The organism is Serratia proteamaculans (assembly GCF_008830365.1).
GTDB lineage: Bacteria > Pseudomonadota > Gammaproteobacteria > Enterobacterales > Enterobacteriaceae > Serratia > Serratia proteamaculans.
This window is the reverse complement of sequence record NZ_WBKI01000001.1, coordinates 1,224,660-1,244,122: the sequence shown is the minus strand read 5'-3', so window position 1 is coordinate 1,244,122 and position 19,463 is coordinate 1,224,660. Positions and strand designations below refer to the sequence as shown.

15 protein-coding genes are annotated in these 19,463 nt (G+C 53.5%); all 15 read left to right on the top strand.

Features of this window, described 5'->3' with window-relative positions; genetic code table 11:
* Positions 1-199 precede the first annotated feature (199 nt).
* The 15 genes from F8R23_RS05890 (at position 200) to F8R23_RS05820 (ending at position 19,190) form a co-directional block, all read left to right on the top strand.
* A complete protein-coding gene (locus F8R23_RS05890; RefSeq protein WP_151415382.1) occupies positions 200-1,591 on the top strand; it encodes a NarK family nitrate/nitrite MFS transporter in 1,392 nt (463 codons plus the stop codon).
* Between the two features lie 777 nt (positions 1,592-2,368).
* Complete coding sequence (locus F8R23_RS05885; protein WP_129934323.1) at positions 2,369-3,268, top strand: transcriptional regulator; 900 nt, start codon at positions 2,369-2,371, stop codon at positions 3,266-3,268.
* Between the two features lie 182 nt (positions 3,269-3,450).
* Positions 3,451-4,407: an NAD-dependent epimerase/dehydratase family protein gene (locus F8R23_RS05880; RefSeq protein ID WP_129934324.1), complete on the top strand. Its 957-nt coding sequence runs from the start codon at positions 3,451-3,453 to the stop codon at positions 4,405-4,407.
* Between the two features lie 180 nt (positions 4,408-4,587).
* A complete protein-coding gene (gene wecA, locus F8R23_RS05875; protein WP_112349681.1) occupies positions 4,588-5,637 on the top strand; it encodes a UDP-N-acetylglucosamine--undecaprenyl-phosphate N-acetylglucosaminephosphotransferase in 1,050 nt (349 codons plus the stop codon).
* A gap of 46 nt (positions 5,638-5,683) precedes the next feature.
* Entirely contained in the window at positions 5,684-6,817 is a 1,134-nt protein-coding gene (locus F8R23_RS05870) for a polysaccharide export protein (protein ID WP_151415381.1), read from the top strand.
* A 28-nt stretch (positions 6,818-6,845) separates the two neighbouring features.
* The gene (locus F8R23_RS05865; protein WP_129938257.1) at positions 6,846-9,029 is read left to right on the top strand and encodes a polysaccharide biosynthesis tyrosine autokinase; all 2,184 of its coding nucleotides are present in this window, start codon (positions 6,846-6,848) and stop codon (positions 9,027-9,029) included.
* A 4-nt stretch (positions 9,030-9,033) separates the two neighbouring features.
* Complete coding sequence (locus F8R23_RS05860; protein WP_129934327.1) at positions 9,034-10,323, top strand: flippase; 1,290 nt, start codon at positions 9,034-9,036, stop codon at positions 10,321-10,323.
* On the top strand, positions 10,313-11,161 hold the full coding sequence (locus F8R23_RS05855; protein WP_099064356.1) for an ATP-grasp fold amidoligase family protein: 849 nt from the start codon (positions 10,313-10,315) through the stop codon (positions 11,159-11,161). Before F8R23_RS05860 ends, F8R23_RS05855 begins: the two co-directional genes overlap by 11 nt.
* Positions 11,162-11,302: 141 nt before the next feature.
* Complete coding sequence (locus tag F8R23_RS05850; protein WP_099064355.1) at positions 11,303-12,208, top strand: glycosyltransferase family 2 protein; 906 nt, start codon at positions 11,303-11,305, stop codon at positions 12,206-12,208.
* Between the two features lies 1 nt (position 12,209).
* Complete coding sequence (locus F8R23_RS05845; RefSeq protein WP_129934329.1) at positions 12,210-13,271, top strand: glycosyltransferase family 4 protein; 1,062 nt, start codon at positions 12,210-12,212, stop codon at positions 13,269-13,271.
* A gap of 1 nt (position 13,272) precedes the next feature.
* Positions 13,273-14,016 carry a glycosyltransferase family 2 protein gene (locus F8R23_RS05840; protein WP_112349686.1) on the top strand — a complete coding sequence of 248 codons (744 nt, stop codon included), beginning with the start codon at positions 13,273-13,275 and terminating at the stop codon, positions 14,014-14,016.
* Entirely contained in the window at positions 14,013-15,890 is a 1,878-nt protein-coding gene (locus F8R23_RS05835) for a carbohydrate binding domain-containing protein (protein WP_151415380.1), read from the top strand. The genes F8R23_RS05840 and F8R23_RS05835 overlap by 4 nt, the downstream gene beginning before the upstream one ends.
* Positions 15,891-15,896: 6 nt before the next feature.
* Entirely contained in the window at positions 15,897-16,883 is a 987-nt protein-coding gene (locus F8R23_RS05830; protein ID WP_112349688.1) for a glycosyltransferase family 2 protein, read from the top strand.
* A gap of 34 nt (positions 16,884-16,917) precedes the next feature.
* Positions 16,918-17,820: a glycosyltransferase family 2 protein gene (locus tag F8R23_RS05825; RefSeq protein ID WP_129934331.1), complete on the top strand. Its 903-nt coding sequence runs from the start codon at positions 16,918-16,920 to the stop codon at positions 17,818-17,820.
* A 116-nt stretch (positions 17,821-17,936) separates the two neighbouring features.
* On the top strand, positions 17,937-19,190 hold the full coding sequence (locus F8R23_RS05820) for an EpsG family protein (RefSeq protein ID WP_151415379.1): 1,254 nt from the start codon (positions 17,937-17,939) through the stop codon (positions 19,188-19,190).
* Positions 19,191-19,463 lie beyond the last annotated feature (273 nt).

The following is a 19,463-nucleotide window of genomic DNA, read 5'->3' as shown; positions in this document are numbered from 1 at the left end:
TAGCGAGTTGCTGAGGCATGGCGTATTTTTCAATCGATTGATTTATTTTGCTTTTATAAGAATCCTCGGGTTACTCACAAAGGGATGGCGAGCCTTTTTTGACTGTTGGCTACCTGCATCCGGGTTGATTTACATCAACTTTGCCATGGGGTGCGCCGCCTAGGGTGTGCGGAGTTATCATCCTGTGTCTGAGGTTTTTATGTCGCAATCTGCAACGTCATTATCAAAACAAACAGGCGCGGTTATTCAGGACTGGCAACCTGAGGATGCCGCATTCTGGCAACAGCGTGGCCAACGCATTGCCAACCGCAACCTGTGGATTTCCATTCCTTGTCTGTTATTGGCTTTCTGCGTCTGGATGTTATTTAGCGCGGTCGCGGTCAATTTGAATAAGGTTGGCTTCAATTTCACCACCGATCAGCTGTTCCTGCTCACTGCATTACCTTCCGTTTCTGGCGCTATCCTGCGCGTGCCTTATTCCTTTGTGATCCCGCTGTTCGGCGGCCGTCGCTGGACTGCCATCAGTACCTGCTTTCTGTTGGTACCCTGTCTGTGGTTGGGGTTTGCGGTACAAGACGCCACTACCCCTTATAGCGTGTTTGTGATTATCTCCCTGCTGTGTGGTTTCGCCGGTGCCAACTTTGCTTCCAGCATGGCCAATATCAGCTTCTTCTTTCCGAAGGCCAGGCAGGGCGGCGCGCTGGGTTTGAATGGCGGTTTGGGCAACCTGGGGGTTAGCGTGATGCAGTTGGTGGCTCCGCTGGCCATCTCTGTCGCTATCTTTGGTGCCTTTGGTGGCACCACTCAGACACAGGCGGATGGCAGCTCACTGTGGCTGGAGAACGCCGCATGGATCTGGGTGCCGTTCCTGTTGGTCGGTACGTTTGCGGCCTGGTTTGGCATGAACGATCTGGCGGCCTCCAAAGCGTCGCTGCGTCAGCAACTGCCGGTACTCAAACGCGGCCACCTGTGGGTGCTAAGTCTGCTGTATCTCGCCACCTTTGGTTCCTTTATCGGTTTTTCCGCCGGTTTCGCCATGTTGTCTAAAACCCAGTTCCCGGACGTGGTGATCCTGCATTATGCCTTCTTCGGCCCGTTCCTTGGCGCTCTGGCACGGCCGGTGGGCGGCGCATTGTCCGATCGCTTTGGTGGCATTCGTGTCACGCTGATTAACTTTGTGCTGATGGCGGTGTTCGCTGCCTTGCTGTTCCTGACTTTACCGGGGGCGGGGCATACGGGGTCGTTTATTGCGTTTTATAGCGTCTTTATGCTGCTGTTCCTCACTGCCGGGTTAGGCAGCGGTTCTACCTTCCAGATGATTGCCGTGATCTTTCGTAAAATCACCGTTGACCGGGTTAAGGCCAGCGGGGGCAGTGACGAAAGCGCTCAGCGCGAAGCGGTGACCGACTCTGCGGCAGCCCTGGGCTTTATCTCGGCAATTGGTGCTGCCGGCGGCTTCTTTATTCCGAAAGCCTTTGGCACCTCTCTGGCATTGACCGGCTCACCGGCGGGAGCGATGAAAATCTTCCTGCTGTTCTACGTGCTGTGTGTGGTGGTCACCTGGGTAGTTTATGGCCGCAAGAAACAGTAAAACCTTCGAGTAGCACCGGTTCCTCCCCAGCAGGGGAGGGACTCATTCCCCTTTGCCCCCGATGAAATTTTACTCCCTCAGTGAAATTCCCACCTCTTTAGGTAATATTCTTATTATCGCGCACTGTTTTTCCCTTTGTTTATAGGTATCTCTCTCAAACCGTGAATTTTCACTGTCGATGACTGAATTTTTTCTGTGCGTTATTTTTTTCATTACCCAGTCGAATTCCTTACGAAAATAAAGCACTGTGTATGACATATAGTGCGGTAATGAATTGTGGCTTTTTTTTGTTATTAGAGATTCATCTCATCAGGACGACAATAGGCCTTTGTATTTGGTGCTATATTTTAACCTGGTGTTCTGTGAAGGATTAAATCAGATAACTCTCATTCTGTTTTTGCAGGCTTTTTGTAGGCTATCTGGCAATCGGATTAGGCGGAAAAACAGAGGGTGTCCTTGACGGCGAGTATGAAATTTCACAATTTCACTTAAATAACAATATTGTAACATATTTGTATTTTATGTTTTAAAACAGCAACTTGGCTGTATTTTATTGCCGGTAAACATGATGAGAAACCATGATGCCAACAGGGAAATAGAGACATTCAAAGAATCAGAACCTCCATTTGAGAGGTAATGTAAAAAATGAAATCAGCGAATTTTTATAAAAGTTAATATCTATTGAATGCAACCTGTTGAGTTTACATTTAATTTCTTGAACATTTTTTCATATTTCTATACAAAGTGTGCAGGACAGGCACGCTAAGGAAATTAAAAGTGAATCTTGATAAAAGAATAAAGATTAGGAATCTAGATGTTCTGACACCGTCCAGGGAAAAGTTTCGTCTACGTTGGAAGGAGTATCAGATACTTTCACTTCTTGTCGCCAGATCACCTGAACTGGTTAGTCGTACGGAAATTATAGAAAACATATGGAAAGGAACTTATTGTTCAGATTCAACGATAAATCAAACAATTAAATCAATTCGCCAAAAAATCGGTGATACAGAGCATACACTTATCAGAACTATTCCTCGCCTGGGTTATAAGGTTGAGAATAAGGCTGTTTTTCACTTTATTTCTGAAGAAGATGAATACATCGCTGACGAAATATGGAATTCTGAAGAGGATGCTAATAAAGATATTCAAGCGGAACTTTCTGAAAATGACAATAAAGATGATGAAATTCTTACTGAAGAAATAGAGCAATCCGAGAGGGATATGGCTCCAGTTACTCCGTCTGTCACGTCAGGAATGCTTAAAAATACGTCAATAAGAAAAAAAATTCCGATGTCGGCAGGTTTTTTCTCAGTTCCGGCCGTCAGAGTTGTAAAATATCTGTCAGTATTCGTGTCCTTACTGATAATTTCACATTTCTCCTATGTGCTGGGGAATCAAACTCGCCCACCCATTATCAATGATATTCAAAACAATACCCGCGTGGTCCTTACCCTGACGCTGAACAACTCCCGGAGCAATGGGCCACAAACCTTGCTTTGTCTGTATCAGGGTGAAAGCCTGGACCAAGCGACCATAGAGTGTGTCGATCCCAAACAGGGAAAGTTGAAACAGCCAGTGAAATACGAAACTTCAGATGCGCAGGGAACGGGTAAGATTAATCTTATACTGCCGAATAAAACCATGGAATATCAGGTTGCTTACGATGTTAAAAATTAGCACAAGATAATATTTCACCTTTATCGATAATTTTACATTCGGCCAATATTTTTATTTCATTATTTGTTATTTGAAAGCTCGGTCTGTTTTGTCCAGTCTGGTTTCCATGTTCTAACGCCAATTAGCGTCCTGCCTCAATGGTGCGGTAGGGAATAATGGATAACCGGGTTGAGTGACAAATTATGGATAAGCGTAAAGTAGCTATCATCGGGGGGTCCGGCTTTATCGGGACGCGTTTGGTTAAACGTCTGAGTGCGCGTAACGACCTGGTGTTGACCATCGTGGATAAAAAGCCAAGTGAGCATTTTCCTGAGCTTTATCAATTTGGCGATGTAACCCAGCCCGAGACCCTGCGGCAGCCACTGGCGGATTGTGACGCCGTGATTAATCTTGCGGCCGAGCATCAGGATAATGTCGATCCTGTCTCACTGTATTATCAGGTTAACGTTGAAGGCGCGCGCAATGTTTGCATGACGGCCTCGGCATTGAATATCAAGCAAATCATCTTTACCTCATCGGTGGCGGTCTACGGTTTCGTGACCCAGGAAACCGGTGAAGAAGGGCTTTTCGAACCCTTTAACCATTACGGAAAATCCAAGCTGGAGGCCGAGTATGTCTACGAAGCCTGGCGCAAAGCCGAGGGCAGCAACAAATTAACCATCATCCGCCCGACGGTAGTGTTTGGTGAAAATAATCGTGGCAACGTCTATAACTTGTTCCGGCAAATCGCCAGCGGTCGTTTTGTGATGATTGGCAGCGGCAATAATATGAAGTCCATGGCTTACGTGGAAAATATTGCCGCCAGACTGGAGCACGCGCTGGATCAGCAGGCAATTTATCAGGTCAGTAATTATGTTGATAAACCTGACTTCACCATGAATCAACTGGTTGATGTTATTTCTTCTTCATTAGGAAAAAGTAATAAGACTATTCGCATTCCCTATTTATTTGGTCTCTGTGGCGCAACAGCATTGGATTTGGTGAGTAAAATAAGTCGCCGTAAATTCCCTATTAGCCGCGTACGGGTGCAAAAATTCTGCGCCAGAACACAATTTAAAAGCAATGTACAAAGTGATTTCGTGGCGCCGGTTGAACTTGATTCGGCAATCGAAAGAACAATTAAACACGAGTTTTCCTAGAGATAACTTTCTCTAAGATCAGGGTTGTTTATTTTTCACCGCTGACAAGCGGATAAATCTGTATTTAACAGGATTAACTCATGCTGACTTATATCCTGGCACTGTCAATTTTATTTCTGTTAATAGCGCATTGGGAGCTGTAACTCAAGGGCGGTAGCGTGCTTATTCGCTGGAGGGATCATGTTATATCAACTGAGTGTGATATTTATTTTGGCGCTGATGCTGGTCGTTATTGCCAGGCGCGCTGCACTGGCGGTGGGGTTAGTGGATAAACCCAATGCCCGCAAACGCCATCAGGGGCATATTCCGTTGGTCGGTGGCATTGCCATTTACCTGATCATGACGCTGGTGACCTTCTGGCAACCGGATTGGCTGCCGCACAGCACTACCTATTTGTTGTGCGTCACGGCGTTGGTGATGCTGGGAGTGCTTGATGACCGTTTTGATCTGCCGGTGGCGCCGCGCGTCATTGTGCAGGGAGGGATTGCGCTGGCGATGATGCTGGCAGCAGGGATGCAACTTACTTCCTTCGGACATCTGTGGGGTCACCAGGAGTTACTGCTGGGTTATGCCGCCTTGCTGATTACGCCGCTGGCGGTATGGGGGGCGATCAACGCCTATAACATGGTTGACGGCATCGACGGCCAGCTTGGCGCGCTGTCCTGTGTCACCTTTATGGCATTGGCTATCCTGTTCGGTCTGGCCGGGCATGACGCGCAGGCGTTGTGGTGTCTGAGCCTGATAGCGGCTCTGGCGGCGTATCTGTTGTTTAACCTCAGCGTGTTCGGTGCGCGTAACAAGATTTTCATGGGTGATGCCGGCAGCATGGTTATTGGCTTCAGCGTGCTGTGGTTGTTGATTGTCGCTACTCAGGGAGACGACGCAATAATACGGCCGGTGACCGCACTGTGGTTAATCGCCATCCCACTGATGGATATGGTGACAGTGATGGTACGGCGTTTGTTGCGTCGCCAGAGCCCGTTCAAGGCCGGACGCGATCACCTGCATCACATTCTGATGCGTCGTGGCCTCAATGCGCGCCAGGCGCTGGCCATGAGCTGCATGTTGGCGGTCACTTTGGCCTGCGTGGGAATCTGTAGCGAAGTGTTGCAGTTGCCGGACCACCTGATGCTGTTGGCCTTCGTATTTTGCTTCTTCGGTTATTTTGCCCTGCTGCACGAACCTCGTCAGGCAAGGATATTTACCGATAACCCTACCGCCGATCGTTAATCCTCCAACGGGCCGCAACGGCGGCCCGTTTTCTCACGGTACCGTTATGAACCTTCATTTGCCTCATTTGATGCCACTGGTGCTGTCCAGCGTTTTGCTTAGTGGTTGCACTGCCTTTCCGGGTTCACACTTGCCGACCCATGGCAAAGAGACAGTGACTCAACAGGACGAAGACTTTGATTTGAATAAACAGGTCCAGGTGTACCGCGTTACGCCGATGCTGCTGCAAAAAATGCGTCGGGTTGAGCCGGTAGCGCGACCAAACCTGGCACTGGACCAGCGTCTGCAAAGTTATCAGTACCGTATCGGTGTCGGCGATGTGCTTAACGTCACCGTCTGGGATCATCCCGAACTGACCACGCCCGCTGGACAATACCGCAGCGCCAGCGACACCGGCAACTGGGTACATGCCGACGGCTCTATCTTCTATCCGTATATCGGTCGGGTGAAGGTGGTGGGAAAAACCGTCAGCGAAGTGCGTAACCAGATTGCCGGTCGACTGGCTACCTATGTGGAAAGCCCGCAGGTGGATGTCAGCATCGCCGCCTTCCGTTCGCAAAAAGTCTATGTGACCGGTGAAGTGAAAACTTCAGGACAGCAGCCCGTGACCAACGTGCCGCTGACCATTCTTGATGCGGTCAATGCCGCCGGCGGCCTGACGGACAACGCCGACTGGCGCAACGTGGTGTTAACGCATCAGGGTAAAGAGCAGCCGATTTCCCTGCAGGCACTGATGCAACGTGGCGATATCAGCCAAAACCACCTGCTGGAGCCGGGCGACATCTTGTATGTGCCGCGCAACGACGAACTGAAAGTGTTCGTTATGGGTGAGGTCGGCAAGCAGTCAACGCTGAAAATGGATCGCAGCGGGATGACATTGACCGAGGCGTTGGGCAGCTCCGAAGGGATCAGCCAAACGGTCGCCGACGCGACCGGCGTGTTCGTGATCCGCCCGAACGGAGGCAAACAGCCACAGCGGCTGGCATCGCTCTATCAGTTCGACCTTTCTGATGCTTCCGCGTTGGCGATGGGCACCGAATTCCAGTTGGAGCCTTACGATGTGGTGTACGTCACTGCGGCGCCGATCGCGCGCTGGAACCGTTTGATCAGCCAGTTGGCACCGACCATTTCCAGCTTTAACGACCTCAGCGAGGCCACGTTGCGGGTACGTAACTGGTAAACCCGTAACGGTGACTAAAGGAAAACCGATGATGAAGAACAATGCATTGCCGATTGTGATGGCTGAGCAGGACGACAAACTGGAGTGGGAGCGACTGATTGGCCCGCTGTGGGACAACCGTTGGCGCATTCTGCTGGTGACCGGCGTGGCCGGCATTCTCGGCTGCGCTTATGCGTTGATGGCAACGCCAATCTATCAGGCTACCGCACTGGTGCAGGTGGAAAAACAGCTTTCGGGTGACTCGTTGCTGCGTGAAACTCTGGACAGTTCGATTGGCGGATCCATCGGGCAAAACGCGGCGACCCAGGACGAGGTTTCGCTGGCAAAATCGCGCTACGTGATTGGCAAAACCGTCGACGACCTTGGCCTGACGGTGCGAATCAGCCCGGATTACTTCCCGCTGTTCGGCAAGGGCATTGCTCGCCTGAGCGGTGAAACGCCCCCGGTACTGAATATCTCCGGCATGAAGGTCCCGGCCATCATGCAGGGCCAGGAATTGACCCTGACGGCGGAAGATCAACAGCGCTATAGCCTGAGCCATGACGGTAAAACCCTGTTCAGTGGCAGCGTTGGGCAGCTATTGCAGCAGGGCGGCTGGGCAATCAATGTGACCGCGCTCGAAGCCTTGCCGGGGACCACCTTCAGCGTGGTTAACGTGCCACGTCAGAAAGCGGTGGACGATCTGCGCAACATGCTGGATGTCGCCCCCGGTGGCAAGGAAAGCGGCATCATGACCTTCAGCCTGGCGGGGGAGGATCCGCAGCGTGCGGAGGCGGTGCTTAAGAGCATCACCGATAACTACCTGCAGCAAAACGTGGATCGCAAAACCGAGGAAGCACAGCGCATGCTGGCTTTCCTGCACGAACAGTTGCCGCGTACCCAGAGTTCGCTTAATAACGCAGAGAATCAGCTTAACCAGTTCCGTCAGCAGAACGATTCGGTGGATTTGTCACTGGAAGCCAAATCGGTGCTGGACACTCAGGTGCAGTTGGAAGGCCAGTTGAATGAGCTGACCTTCAAAGAGGCGGAAATCTCCAAGCTTTATACTCGCGTACATCCGGCTTACCGGGCACTGTTGGAAAAGCGCGCCACGCTGGAAGCGGAAAAGGCGCGGTTGGGTAAGCAGGTACAGAGCTTGCCAAAAACCCAGCAGGAAATTCTGCGTTTGACCCGGGACGTGCAGGTGGATCAGCAGGTCTACATGCAACTGATGAACAAGCAGCAGGAATTAAGCATCAGCAAGGCCGGCACGGTGGGCAACATTCGTATTATCGATGAGGCGGAAACCGGTCTGCGCCCCGTTCAGCCGCAAAAAATGATGATCGTTTTCTTCGCTCTGTTGATGGGCGGCGTGCTGTCAGCCTCAGTGGTGGTGTTGCGTGCCGCGCTCCACCGTGGCATCAGTGACACCGATACGCTGGAAAAGCGCGGCATCAGCGTGTACGCCACGGTGCCGTTATCACCCTGGCAGCAAAAGCGTAACCGTACTCAGCAGCAATTGTTGACCAAAAGCAGCAGCGGCAAACTGCCGATCCTGGCGCAAGAGGAACCGGAGGACTTGTCGGTTGAGGCGTTCCGCAGTCTGCGCACCAGTTTGCACTTCGCCATGATGGAGGCCAAAAACAACATTCTGATGGTTTCCGGCGCCAGTCCCGCCAGCGGTAAAAGCTTTACCAGCACCAACCTGGCGGTGGTGATCGCCCAGGCCGGTCAGCGGGTGTTGTTGATCGACGCCGACATGCGCAAAGGCTTTTTGCACCGTTGGCTGAACAACAGCGCCAAGGGTGGTCTTTCAGACATGCTGTCGGGGCTGATCGCCCCAGACCAGGCGGTGAAGAAAACTGACATTGCCAATCTGGACTTTGTGCCGCGTGGTCAGGTGCCACCGAATCCGTCTGAACTGCTGATGCACCAGCGCTTTGCCGACTTCCTGCGTTGGGCGGGGCAGAACTATGATCTGGTGCTGATCGACACGCCGCCGGTACTGGCGGTGACCGATGCCGCCATCGTGGGCCATCATGCCGGTACCGCATTGATGGTAGTGCGCTTTGAGGTCAACACCGTCAGGCAGATCGAGACCAGTATCCGCCGCTTCGAGCAGAACGGGGTGACCATTAAAGGGGTGATCCTCAACGGTATGGTGAAGAAAACCGCCACCGACGCCGGGTACTACGCCTTTGCTTACCCCAGCCATCAGGAAAAGGTCCAGTAGCCGCATGAAAGCGATGCTGATGAACTCCCTGTGGTTGATGTTGGAACGGGTATCGCTGAGCCTGTCAGGCATTTTCGTTTCGGTGTACGTGGCGCGTTACCTGGGACCGGCGCAATACGGGCTGATTAACTACCTGCTGTCGGTGATCGCCATTGCCGTACCGCTGGTGCAATTGGGGGCCGATGCGGTGTTGTTTAACCGCGTCGCCCGGCGACGGCACAGCGGTATCCGGCTGATGCTGGCCTCAATGCGCCTGCGCCGACAGTTGTTTGCGCTGATCGCCGTGCCGCTGATGGCCTGGGCGCTGCTGACACAGGATCGCACCAGCCAGATCATGATGGCGTTGATGCTGATCAGCGCTTATTTCTCGGTGCAGGACGTTTATAAAATCTATTACGACGCCCTGCTGAAATCGAAGTTGAACACGCTGATCAACAATCTGGCGCTGTTACTGTCGATCGTGGTTCGGCTGGCGCTGGTGCATGCCAGACTGCCGCTGGAGTGGTTTGCCGTGCCTTATGTGCTGAGCAGCCTGATCCCCTACGCGGTGCGTTGGGTGCTGTTTCGCCGAGAGCGCAGTGGGCTGCGGCCGATCAGCAGGCGACATCAACGACGCTACGGGCGTTACCTGCTGAAGGTAGGGCTGCCGTTGGCGGTCTCCGGGTTGTCGATTGTCATCTATACCCGTATCGATCAGATCATGATCGGCAACTATCTGGGCGAGCACAGCGTTGGGCTGTACAGCGCCGCCATCACCCTGAGTCAGGGGTGGATCTTTGTGCCGATCGCGCTGATCACCTCGATGATGCCGGGGGTGGCAAATGCCCGCACCCAGGTCGAACAGGAAGGGCGCATTCGGCTGTTGTATCTGGTGGTGCTGTTGCTTTCGATGCCGGTCATTTTGCTGCTGTCGCTGTTCCCCGGACCGATAGTGGCGCTGATGTTTGGCGACAGCTACCGTGAAACCGCCACTATTCTGGCGCTGTGTTCGGTGACTTCTTTGTTTTCGGTGATGGGCACCGTGTCCTATCGGGCGATTGTGCTGTTTGGCGGTTATCGGTTTATCGCGATAAAAATGCCGCTGGCCGCCTTGGCCAACGTACTGATGAATCTGCTGTTGATACCGCGTTACGGCATAGCGGGCGCTGCGATTTCCACCCTGATCACCGAGTTTATTTCATTTTTTGTACTTAATGGTTTCTTCAGGAGAGGACAAATTACCCGGTTGCAGGTCACCTGTTACCGTTGTTTACCTCAATTAATAGGGAAGGTGCGAGAACTTTATGCTAAATAATCTGGTGAAGGGTTTTTACCGTAATATACCCGACGCATTATATCATCAGTTAAAATACGCCTTGTTTTTTCACAAGGTGCCGCACCTGGCCAAGCCGGTGGGGTATAGCGAAAAACTGATGCGCAGAAAAGTATATCCTCTGGCAATGTACACTCAGTTATCCGATAAATATCAGGTTAGAGAGTACATCAAGAATTTGTGGGGGGAAGAGTACCTGATTGAGCTTTATGCCCAGGGTAATGAACTAACTGAGGAGATGTATGAGGCACTGCCTGATGCATTTGTTATTAAGGCCAATCACGGCAGCGGTTATAACAAACTGGTTTTTGATAAAAGTCAGACCAGCTTCAATGAATTGAGAGTGCTGACCAATAGCTGGCTGAGACAGAATTTTTATCAGGTCTACCGCGAGCGTCATTATAAGGATATTCCACCCTGTGTGATGGTGGAAAAAATGCTGCTGGAAGACGGCAAAACACCCAATGATATCAAGATCCACTGTTTTAACCGCGGTGGTGAAGTGCGGTTTTTCATCCAGATCGATTACCAGCGCTTTATTGATCACCGTCGCGACTTTTTTGATGCCGACTGGAACCGGACCGAGATCCGTCTGGGGGTGCCCAACAGCGAAGTGCCGATGGACAAACCCTGCCGGCTGGAGCAAATGCTGGCGCTGTCGCATCAGGTTGCGGAGCAATTTTCCTATGTTCGTGTCGATTTTTATCAGGTGCAGCAACGTATCTATTTTGGCGAGCTGACATTCACCCCGGGGGCCGGCCTGCAAAGGTTGATGCCAGAAACCATTGAACAGGAGTGGGGAGGTTATTTCCAGGAGTAGTTGAATAACCGGTAGGCTGCGCGAATTTTAACCGCGTCAGGACGGGGGGTAATAACCGGACAAGGAAATTCTGGGATAACAAACTATTCCGTTGGCAATAACGTTGTTATGCCAAATGATAATATATTGTTGAGGTAATAAATGGACTTATCGATTGTCATGCCCGTTTTTAATAACTCAGCCAGTTTGGCCGCCACGCTAGTCCGGATGACCAATGCCTGCTCCGGCTTTGATTATGAAATTATCGTGGTTGATAATGCTTCCGATAAACCAGAGCTGGATAATATGCGCAGCTTATTGGCCGCCAATCGTCGGGCGCGCCTGCATGAAAATAAAATACGTACTAATACTGCGGTTTCCTGTAATACCGGTTTTCGGCTGGCGCGTGCGGAAGTGGTTTTCTTTCTTGAACCGGAAGACTCCTTCAGTACCAACTATATTATCCGTCGTCTGAAACGCCATCAGGATACCCGGCTGGACATTATTTTTGGTAATTACGCCACGGTGAGTGACAAAAACATTCGCAGTTACCGATTCGATTATAAGGAAGGGGCGGCAGGGGCCGATTTTTTATTCCTCGATATGGGCGATATTCGTACCTCCACCATCAGCCTGCGTAAAAAAGAGGATCGACGGTTTTTATTCCCGGAATTCCTCTACAAGTACCAGGACTGGGGATTTTTGGTCAATGCCACCAATCTGGGTGCCAGGGTGGCCTTTGACGAAGGGCACGGGGTATTCATCCGCTGCGGTGATGCCGACACGGATCGCTGCCGGATGAACATCGACGCCAGCGAACAGTTTATTGATGCCTACCTGCACACCAGCGGCCGCTATATCAGCGGATTTGCCTGTAAACACCTGCTGGCCTCGCTGTACAGCGAGAACCTGCAGGCCTTCAACTATTACTCGTCGCGCACCGAACACCATGCCCTGAGCAGCAAGTTCAGAGCGATCAAACTGTACGGCGACTGCCTGGCCAGACTGGGGCTGTTTCCATTGGGGGGGCGTCTGTTGCGCACCGCCCGTGAGGGATTTCGGAGATGACATGCAGCAACGAAAAGTAGCGATTGTGATTGAGAACATTGCCGAAAAGGGCGGTACCGAGCGGGTCGCCAGCAGCCTGGCCAATGCGCTGTCCACGCGTCTGGGCCATCAGGTGGATCTGGTGTCGATCAGCGGTGACCGGGCGTTTTATCCGCTGGATCCCGCGGTGACCCTGCGCTTTATGCCCGGCAGAACGCTGCTGTGGCCCTGGCGCCTGGCGTGGTTTCTGCGGCGTGGTCGCTATGACGTGATCGTCACCGTTTCGATGGGAAAACTCTCGTCGCTGATGGTGCCGTACCTGCGTTTACTTTGTCCGCGCAGCCGCCTGTTGCTGAGTGAACACGTCAGCTTCCATCAATACGCCTGGCCGATGAAATGGCTGAAGGTGCTGGTTTATCGGTTGGGTGACCGCACGGTACTGCTGACCAAGAAAGATCTGGCCACCATCAGCCGCTGGGTGCCGGAGCGTAAATGTCGGGTGATTGAGAACGTTTCCCCGTTCCCGGTGCAAGCGCCGCAGCCGATGTTGCAACAGCCGGTGGCGCTGGCGGTCGGTCGGCTGTGTCATCAAAAAGGCTTTGATCGTCTGATTGCCGCCTGGCAACGGGTGGCGCAGCAAACGACGGGCTGGCAACTGCATATCGTTGGTGACGGCCCGGACCGCGCGGCGCTACAGCAGCAGATTGACGCTGCCGGACTGGGTGAACAGGTGAAGTTGCTGCCGGCAACGGCAGACATTGCCGGCCACTACCGTCAGGCAGCGATGCTGTTGATGACCTCGCGTTACGAAGGGCTGCCGATGGTGTTGATTGAAGCCATGAGCTTTGGCCTGCCACTGGTGGCGTTCGACTGTCAGACCGGACCCGCTGAACTGATCGATGACGCGGGTAATGGCTATCTGGTGGCGGAAGGCGATATCGAGGCATTCAGCCGACGCACGCTGGCGCTGATCGAGGACGGCGGGTTGCGTCAGCGCTTCTCTCTGCACTCACTGGATCGGGCACAGCAGTACATCCCTGAGCGTATTTATCCCCAATGGCAACAGCTTATCGCTGGAGGTTAAGATGGAAAAAGTTTCAGTTATTATGCCGGCTTACAACGCCGCGGGCTTTATCAAACAGTCGATCCTCGGGGTGCTGAACCAGACTTATCAGGATTATCACCTGTACGTGATCGACGACGCTTCCACCGATCAGACCGCCGAGGTGGTGAAGCCTTTTATTCACGATCGCCTGACCTACATTCGCAACAACACCAACCAGGGAGTGGCCGAAACCCGCAATATCGCGATTGAAGCGGCACGCGGTGATTATATTGCGTTCTGCGACAGCGATGATGTCTGGCACCCGAACAAGCTGGCGCGCCAGGTTGGCATTCTAAAAACTTCCCGTTATGACGTGGTGTGTTCCCATTATTACACCTTCGAAGATGATCCGGCACGGGTGAAAAACTATCGGGGTTCCGGGGAGATCATTGCTTACCAGGACATGCTGAAAAGTAACTGGATCGGCAACCTGACCGGCATGTACAACCAGCGCCAGGTCGGCAAGGTGTATCAAAGCAAGGTCGGGCACGAGGACTATGTGATGTGGCTGTCGGTGCTGGAAAAAGCGCGTAACCACCTGGCGTATTGCATTCCCGAACCGCTGGCCTTCTACCGCCTTTCTGCGCAGTCGTTATCCGGCAATAAAATCCAGGCGGCCGACTGGCAATGGCAGATTTATCGCCGCCATCTCGGGCTCTCCTACCAGAAGTCTTGCTATCTGTTCTTCTCTTATCTGTACAACGCGGTGATGAAACGCCAATGAAACTCAGCAAGCTAAGCACGGCCTGCCTGCTGGTGGGCTCCGGGCTGGCCAATGCTGCCCCCTGCAGCAATAACCTGCTGCAGGATCCCGGTTTCGAGCAGGGCGGCGCGGGCTGGTCACTGGCCTCGGCACAGGTGGTAGCGGGCGGCCACGGTGGCCGGAGCAGCCTGTTCTATCAAAATCACAACCCCGCCAACTACCACAATATGCTGCAGACGCTGGCGGTTAAACCTGGTCAGCAGCTGGCTTTTGGCAGTTGGGTGCGCGGTGAGAACCTGAAGGGCAAGGGGGATAATCAGGGCGCCGGGGTATTTATCGAAAGCTATGACGATCAGGGGCGTTTTTTGGCCGGAAGTTATCCGCAGGGCCTGCTGGGCACCAGCGGCTGGCAGCCGGTCACCGGGGATTTTCGGGTGCCGCCACGGGCGGTGAAGGTAGTGCTGGGTGTTTATCTGCGCCAGGGTACCACCGGCAGCGCCTGGTTTGATGACGTCTACGCCTGTCAGCAGCCGGTAGCGCCGGAGTTATACCAGATGCGCAGTGCCAACGGCGCGGCATCGAGCCTGATCGAAGTGGTGGATCCGCAACAGGTGCAGGTGGACAGCACGCTGGTCGACGACAAAAACACCGCCGTGAAACACGACAGCCGCCGTTACCGTATTAGTGGCAAACAGCAGGTGGAGTTCCCGTTGCCGGCCGATTTGGCCGCCGGGGAGTATCGCCTGCAGCAGCAGGTGACGGATGTCGCCTCACAGCGCAGCCAGCGAAGCGAAATGCCGATCAGTGTCGGTCGTGCGCAGCCTAAAGTGGCGTTGGATGCCCAGGGCTATACCCTGAAACAGGGCAAGCGCTTCTTCCCGCTGGGTATTTACATGTACGGCGAAATGGCGACGGATGAGCATCTGGCGCGCATCCGCGATGCCGGTTTCAACACGCTGCTCAATTACAACTACGGTACCGGCCGCGACCCCGATAACTATTTCCGCAAAACCCAGCAGTACGGTTTGCAGGTAATTTTTTCGCTCAAGGACATGTATGCCGGTACCCGATTCGCGCCGGAAACCAAAATGAGTTATCCGCAACTGACGGCGAGCTATGTGGAAAGGTTCAAGCACCAGCCAAACCTGCTGGCCTGGTATATCAACGACGAACTGGGGCCGGAATACGTACCGCAGATCGAGCAAAAGCATTTGCAGGTAAAACGCCTGGATCCGGATCACCTGACGTTCCAGGTGCTGGACAAGACCGGCACGCTCAACGCCTATTTCAACAGTTCGGACGTGCTGGCCAGCGATCCTTACCCGGTTGGCCGAGACGCCGACCTGACGCGTACTCTGGAGTACAGCCGCATTACCAGTCAGGTGGCGCGGCAGGTCAAAGGGGCCTGGTTGGTGATGCAGATTATGGATCACGCCGCTTATGCGCCGCGTCGCAAGCCACGCCAACCGACGGAGGCGGAGATCCGCAATCAGGCCTGGCTGGGGCTGATTGGCGGCGCCAAAGGCATTCTGTTTTATTCCTATACCGACTTGTTCTACAAGCGCCAACGCGGCGGTTTTAGCCAGCAGGAGTTCGAGGCTATCTGGCGGGGAGTGTCCAGTGTGGCACAGCAGATTGTCAGCTTTAACCCTTACCTGCTTTCCGGCGAAAGCACCCTGCTACAGGGCAACAATACCGCCATCCCGGCCAGGCTGTTTATCAATGGCGAGCAGGGCCTGGTACTGATCGCCAACCCTTACTACCGGCCCATGTCGGCGCGCTTTGACTTGCCGACGGGTTGGCAGGCACAAGGCCAGCGGCAGATCGAGGCTGAATTGCCGTCGATGGGCAGCCGGGCGGTATGGGTGCAACTTCAAAAAGAAAACCAAGGATAACCGATCATGAATACCACTCTGAGCCTGATTATTCCGGTGTATAAGGTCGAGGCTTATATTGAGGCCTGCCTGTGCTCAGTGCTTCAGCAGCTGCCGGACTGGGCGGAAGTGATCATCGTGGATGACGGCAGCCCGGATGGTGCCATTGCTCTGGCCGAAGAGGTGCTGTGTCGATATCCACAACACAAACTGCGGGTCAGTATTCTGCGGCAGAAAAACCAGGGGCTGAGCGAAGCGCGTAACAGCGGTATTGCCCATGCGGAAGGGCGTTATATCGGCTTTCTCGATTCCGATGACGTGCTGCTGGAAGGGTATTTCAGCATTTTAGGCCGCCTGCTGGCGGATAACCCGCAGGCAGACATAGTGGCGTTCAATGCCCAGCGCTTCTCGACGATCAACAACGGCAAGATACAGTCGGACGGCACTATGGCTATCGTGCCCGGCAATGCCGCGCCGCAGCAGCGTGATGCTCATATGGCGCTGCTGGCGGACAGCTTCAACCGCAGCATGTGGTTCGCCTGGGCGCGTATTTACCGCAAAACGCTGTTCGATCAGGCACGCTTCCCGGCGGGACGCAATTTCGAAGATATTCAGTTGATTCCGCAACTCTACCTGAAAGCGCAACGTATCGTGGTTTGCGACACGCCGTTGGTGGGCTACCGCGCCAACCCGAATGGCATCACGCGTGCACCCAAACGACGCGATCTGGATGACCTGGATTATGCGCTCGACGGTGCTGACAGTGGACGCCGCCAGGGGATGGGGCATGGGCTTTACTCGGTGCTGTTCGTCACCACGCTGAAGGCACGTTTGCTGGTGGGACTGGACTTTTTCGGGCTGCGTGACGCACTGCGCGAAACCCGCGAGCTAAAACGCCGCTACTCCGGCCTGCGGGCGGAAGAACGTAAAATGCTGAGCCGCAAGAACCGACTGTTCTACCGCAGCCCGCTGGCTTATTACCTGATGGCCCGGCTGTATAACCTGCGCGGATAGCGGCGCACCTATGTCAATTGGGGCAAATCTATATATGAGTATTACTGTTAGCGTCATCATACCCACCTATGGCCGCAGTGAACTGCTGGCACGCGCCATCGAAAGCGTGCTGGCGCAAACCCATCGTCCGCTGGAAATTATCGTGGTGGATGACAACCCGCAGGGCGATGCACAACGCCTGGCGACCCGCGAACGCCTGGCCGGTTATATCGAACGGGGGCAGGTTATCTATTATCCGCGTCGGCATAACGGCGGTGGCGCGCAGGCGCGTAACAGCGGGATCCTGCGTTCACGCGGCGAGTACATTGCCTTTCTGGATGATGACGACTACTACCATCCGCAGAAAATCGCCCGGCAGTTGGCGTTTATGCAGCAGGGGGATTACGACGTCAGTCTGTGCGATATGGATATCCTGAAGGATGGTCAGATCAGCGCCGAGCATTATTACCGGGCGCGTTGCGAGGGACTGGAAGACTTTATGCTGGCCGGTGTGGCCTACACGCCGATGATTATGCTGCGACGCAGCATGGCGATAGCGGTGCGTGGTTTCTTCAATACCCCACGCTACCAGGACCATATCTTCCTGTACCGGCTGTTGGCGGCCGAGGCGAAGATTGGCACGTTGCATGAGCGGCTGGCGGTGCACAACGACCACGATGGCGAACGTATCACCTCCAGCCCGAAAGGCATTATTGGCTATCGCAATAAAATGCAGTTTGAGCAGCGACTGATGCCGCAGATCTCCGGCCGGGCGCGCAACATCATGCGCCTGCGCCATACCTGCATTAATTCGCGCATCATTACCGACGGCAAGAACCGCCTGGCCGGGGTGGTGTACGGGCTGAAGGGCATTGTTTATGTCAATAGCGGCCTGATGGCCGGTGTATACATGAAAAATATCATCCGCAATGTGTTTTTCCGTGGTGTGCCGTTCTGATATTACGAAATTAGTCAGGTAAACGTCACCCTCTCCCAAAGGAGAGGGGACAATATTGCCTTAACTGATAAGCAATACTCCCAAATAAGAGGGAATTATTGAGCCAGAGGATGATTATGCGCTTTGAACGTTCTACGCTGATCGGCAGCGTACTGCTGCTGACGGTACCGCTATTTGCCTTGCTGCACAGCATAGCCACGCTGCGAGCGGGAAAGAAAAACACGGTGGCCTATCTGCTGATTGCGCTGTGTTTTTTCTTCTTCTTTATCAAGATCCCGCCGCTGGCGGATCTCTATCGTCACTTTGCCAATTACGATGCCATTAACTCGGCCACCAGCCTGGGTGATGTCATTCAGGGTAAGGTGGACGTGGTGCTGTACGCCAACTTTTATATTTTCAAAACGTTGGGTATCCCGTTCTTCGTCATCCCGGGGCTGTACGTCGCGCTGTCGGTTTACTGTTACCTGAGTGCGCTGAATATTGTCATGCTGCACTCCGGCAAGGTGTTTTCAGCCCGGCAGTTTGTGTTGCTGCATTTGGCGGTGCTGTTTTTGATCAACCCGTTTATCATCGGCATGGGCTTGCGTTTTGGTTTCTCGATGGCCGTGATGACGCTGGCGATAGTGCTGTTTTGCCATAAACAAAATCGGCCGCTCGCCGCCGGTCTGATGCTGTTTGCCATGCTGACCCACTTTTCCAGCATGCTGTTGGTCGGGGTATTTCTGTGCAGCCGGGTGATGCGTCTGAACCGCCTGCTGACGGTGGTGTTTAGCACCATTGCGTTGCTGACCGCCAAGTTCGCGCTGCCGTTTATCGTTTCCCATATTACGATTTCCGGCATCAACAGTTATTCCGACGTCTATACCTCCGGCATGTATGCCAGTGATTACCTGACCTCCGGCAATGCCAACGGGATGATTAACTTCCTGATCGTGCTGTTCCCGGCGCTGTTTCTCGGCGTTTTCATGCTGGCTCATCCAATGCGCAACCAGACGGGGGACATCAAAAATACCGCGGCCTGGCTGGTGGTGTTTGTTTTCCTGTGTTCCAGCTCGTTACAGGCGGCCAGCCGCTATGCCAGCGTGGCGTCGGTCTTTCTGCTGTTTTATTACGTGGCTCATCAGAGCTCGTTCATCCGCGGCAGGTTTAACTACTTCTTCCTGTGCTTCATGCTGATGGCCACCGGCTATAACCTGATCGAGAACATTTATGTCCCCCGCCGACCGATTATGCTGGGGCAAATGTGGCAGTCATTCTATAAAACGCCGTTGTTGAACCTGTTCTACGGCGAACAGCAGTATGAGCAGTATCTGCGCGTGATTAATCGCGACAGCGGCGAGTGGATCGGCCATGAGATGGATGCAGGTTAACGTGCTTCTTTCTCCACTAACATCAACATAGCAGCCAGGGATGCGGGCACCCGCTCGCATCCTACCCCCAAATACCCCAACTGACCCCGCAGCATATCCCCTCGAACATCTGACTCATCATTTCTATAATATTTTCAATTAATTAAACCAAATACTTGCCATGATACTTTAGGGGTAGCCACGCTGCCGCCGCCGTTCTTCTCCCTCCGTTCTCTTGATCGCAATCAATTTGCCACCGTTCTGGCCTCAGTAGGCTGGCGGCAGATTGAGCAA

Bases quoted from the DNA above. Each gene is read 5' to 3' on its own strand.
- F8R23_RS05845 (WP_129934329.1), top strand. From the start codon at position 12,210: ATGCAGCAACGAAAAGTAGCGATTGTGATTGAGAACATTGCCGAAAAG.
- F8R23_RS05860 (WP_129934327.1), top strand. From the start codon at position 9,034: ATGAAAGCGATGCTGATGAACTCCCTGTGGTTGATGTTGGAACGGGTA.
- F8R23_RS05820 (WP_151415379.1), top strand. From the start codon at position 17,937: ATGCGCTTTGAACGTTCTACGCTGATCGGCAGCGTACTGCTGCTGACG.
- F8R23_RS05830 (WP_112349688.1), top strand. From the start codon at position 15,897: ATGAATACCACTCTGAGCCTGATTATTCCGGTGTATAAGGTCGAGGCT.
- F8R23_RS05865 (WP_129938257.1), top strand. From the start codon at position 6,846: ATGATGAAGAACAATGCATTGCCGATTGTGATGGCTGAGCAGGACGAC.
- F8R23_RS05840 (WP_112349686.1), top strand. From the start codon at position 13,273: ATGGAAAAAGTTTCAGTTATTATGCCGGCTTACAACGCCGCGGGCTTT.
- wecA (WP_112349681.1), top strand. From the start codon at position 4,588: ATGTTATATCAACTGAGTGTGATATTTATTTTGGCGCTGATGCTGGTC.
- F8R23_RS05890 (WP_151415382.1), top strand. From the start codon at position 200: ATGTCGCAATCTGCAACGTCATTATCAAAACAAACAGGCGCGGTTATT.
- F8R23_RS05855 (WP_099064356.1), top strand. From the start codon at position 10,313: ATGCTAAATAATCTGGTGAAGGGTTTTTACCGTAATATACCCGACGCA.
- F8R23_RS05870 (WP_151415381.1), top strand. From the start codon at position 5,684: ATGAACCTTCATTTGCCTCATTTGATGCCACTGGTGCTGTCCAGCGTT.
- F8R23_RS05880 (WP_129934324.1), top strand. From the start codon at position 3,451: ATGGATAAGCGTAAAGTAGCTATCATCGGGGGGTCCGGCTTTATCGGG.
- F8R23_RS05850 (WP_099064355.1), top strand. From the start codon at position 11,303: ATGGACTTATCGATTGTCATGCCCGTTTTTAATAACTCAGCCAGTTTG.
- F8R23_RS05835 (WP_151415380.1), top strand. From the start codon at position 14,013: ATGAAACTCAGCAAGCTAAGCACGGCCTGCCTGCTGGTGGGCTCCGGG.
- F8R23_RS05825 (WP_129934331.1), top strand. From the start codon at position 16,918: ATGAGTATTACTGTTAGCGTCATCATACCCACCTATGGCCGCAGTGAA.